Source organism: Enterobacter cloacae complex sp. IR5459, from assembly GCF_049238005.1.
GTDB classification, from domain to species: Bacteria; Pseudomonadota; Gammaproteobacteria; order Enterobacterales; family Enterobacteriaceae; genus Enterobacter; species Enterobacter hormaechei_C.
In genome coordinates this window covers 1-2,994 of the sequence record NZ_JBMKIG010000047.1, presented here as the reverse complement: position 1 = coordinate 2,994, position 2,994 = coordinate 1, and the positions used below count along the sequence as shown (strand labels likewise).

Annotated in this window: 2 protein-coding genes; both read left to right on the top strand. The window is 52.9% G+C overall.

Annotated features, from left to right (window positions below; translation table 11 throughout):
• Positions 1-2,013: phage tail tip fiber protein (locus ACOTX4_RS25725; RefSeq protein WP_421635508.1), on the top strand; the 2,013-nt coding region annotated here is incomplete at its 5' end.
• Between the two features lies 1 nt (position 2,014).
• A complete protein-coding gene (locus tag ACOTX4_RS25720) occupies positions 2,015-2,980 on the top strand; it encodes a DUF6453 family protein (protein WP_265185274.1) in 966 nt (321 codons plus the stop codon).
• Positions 2,981-2,994 lie beyond the last annotated feature (14 nt).

Sequence of the window (2,994 nt, the reverse complement as noted above, 5' to 3'; positions counted from 1 at the left end):
GATACGCTGAACGGCTACCGCGTGCCTAACGTGGAAAACCTGCGAATCCTGAACACAAACACCGAGACCGTCCAGGTTACAGCAACGTGGGAGACGGCAACCACTACTAAAAAGCTGGTGTTTGAGCTATACATCTACAGTGCTGATGGGAAGCTGGTATCTCAGTACGAAACTGACCAGTTCCGGTATGAGTTTTACGGCCTTGCTGCCGGTAGCTACACGCTCGGCGTTCGTGGGCGCAATGAAAACGGGATGAAAGGCGCCGAAACTCAGGTGAGTCTTATTATAGGCGCGCCAAAGGCTCCTAACTCCGTTCAGTGGATACCCGGACCATTACAGGCCACTCTGGTGCCAGTTATGTCTGTAACGGCAACATCAGATACCTCTTTTGAGTTCTGGTACGCTGGCGAGACGCCAATCCCATTAACCGATGATATTGAGAACAAAACTCAATTCCTCGGAAGGGGGAACCAGTGGACCATTCAAAAGCTCAAGTTTGACCACGTCTATTACGTTTATGTCCGGACACGCAACGCGTTCGGGGTTTCTGATTTTGTTGAGGCTTCAGGAAAGCCAACGGATGACTTTAGCGATATCACCGATGCAATCCTGGAGGAAATTAAAGAGAGCGATAGCTTTAAAGACCTCATCGAGAGCGCCGTCGAGAGCAGTGAAAAGTTCGCAGAACTGGCTGATGCCATCAAAGATAACGCGGATGGTCTCGCGGCGGTGGTTGGCTCTAACAAGCAGACCGCAGAGGCAATCATCAGTAACGCACTTGCCATTGCTGATGTTGTTGTTCGTCAGACCGCCCAGCAGGACGCCAACTCTGCCACGTTCGAGCAACTTCGGGAGGTGATCGCTACTGAGACGGAGGCACGCGTAACGGATGTTACCCGTCTTGAGGCAAAAACTGCGCAGAGCGAAGCGGGAATTACCGAGGTAAGGCAGACTCTGTCAGATGAAGCTCAGGCAAGGGCTACTGCTGTTGATCAGCTCACTGCGAGTACTCAGGTCATTTCTGATAAAGCTGATTCGGCTTCGAGTAAAGCTGACGCTGCATCAGGTAAGGCAGATGCGGCTGAACAAGCCAGCTCACAAAACACTGCTGATATCACCACGTTGCGACAGGTTGTCACAGACACGACTTCATCAATGGCATCCCGCCTGGAGGAGCTGGGAGCAAGAACCGATACTGCCAGCGGCGGCATCCAGAATAACGCTATCGCGCTAATAACGAGTACGCTGGCGCAGGTTGATCAGCAGGTGAGACTCAGTGCGCAGTACGGTGACAGCAAGGCCGGCATCGATCGTATTGATAACGTCATGGCAAGCGACAGGGAGGCAACAGCACGTTCGCTGCTAAGTTTGCAGACTGACGTGAACGGCAACAAGGCATCCATCAACAGCCTGAATCAGACGTTCTCCGATTACCAGCAGGCCACCGCGACGCAGATAAACGGCATTACGGCGACCATCAACGGGCACACTTCAGCGATCACCACCAACGCGCAGGCCATTGCGAACGTCAACGGCGACCTGAAGGCGATGTACAGCATCAAGGTTGCCGTGGATGCGAACGGAAAACAGTATGCTGCTGGTATGGGGATAGGTGTTGAGAATACTCCATCTGGCATGCAATCACAGGTGCTGTTTGTGGCTGACCGTTTCGCGGTAATGGCGCAGGCTGGTGGGGCGGTATCGTTGCCGTTCGTTATCCAGAACGGACAGACCTTCATCCGGGATACGTTCATCCAGGACGGTACCATCAGCAATGCCAAAATAGGTAACTACATTCAATCTTCAACCTGGGACGGCACCGGGAACGTTGGCTGGCACATCAACAAATCTGGCTACGCGACGTTTAACAACGTGACCGTTCGCGGCTCGATTTACGCCACAAACGGTAATTTTTCTTTCAATGGCTCCGGCAACACAACGGTGATTAATGGTAATGGCGTAACCATTAATATTCCGGGTGGCGGCCGCATCGTACTGGGGACGTGGACATAGAATGCCGACAGGACTACTGATAGAACTAAATGACGGTGGAAAACGAATGGAGATCACGGCGGGCCTGCGGTGCCCGTCATTTGGGGCCAACTTTGACAGTGGCTACCAGAAAGCCAAGTACGCTGATGTTGCCGGTTATGTTTCCGGGGCGCAGGTGCTGTTTATCCCGCACGCGACAGCTTACCTTGATTCAGGGCTGCTTCATAAAATGAACTCGGTCACCATATCCGGTGGCCGTGTGACGCAGAACTCCACGATGAAGGACGTAAGCATCAGTGAGCGTGAGAGTACGTACACGTTCCCCGGAAGCATCTGGCAGATATTTCCGTCAGGCCAGCGTAATGGGGTGGGGCTGCTAATCAGCAACAGCACTGACTTCACCTCAATAACCAATGCCACGCAGTCAGGGCAGTGTATCTGGAAGGGGACCGTCAATGTCCCCACAGGCGGCTGGGCAGTTCCCACAATAGCGGGGTATGACAAGTCCAAATATATCGTCTTTGGGCGCTGCAATAGCGGTAACACAGTCGATTTCGATGGCAACACGGTCAGGTTCTTCAGCCCTCCATCCACCAACGATGACGCTCCGACAACCGGCGCGATTGATATCGTCATATTCGCCAGTGGTGTGACGCCGCAGCCGGGAACGGGGCTAAACATCTTCAATGCAGACGGGGCCTGCACGTTTTCAACGACAAAGCGGCCTTTCGTCTACCTCAACCAGCTCTGGACGCCTTCAAAAAATGCCGTGAGCATCGGCAGCGGCTATGTTCCGCTGGGCAGGTTCGGGCTGATGGCTCACGAAGTAAATGGCATGTACGTGTATAGAATGTTCGGAATAAAAATACAGAACGGCAGTGCTTCAGTTCAGGGTGGGAAATATCTTGGGCGCGAGCGGTATGCAATTTTTGGTAATGACACGGTAACGCCACTGAACCTTCCCGTTCTCCCCGATATGTACGTCTGAATAAACTGTCTTTT

Excerpts from the sequence above, each read along its gene's own strand:
- ACOTX4_RS25720 (WP_265185274.1), top strand. The coding sequence starts at position 2,015 with ATGCCGACAGGACTACTGATAGAACTAAATGACGGTGGAAAACGAATG.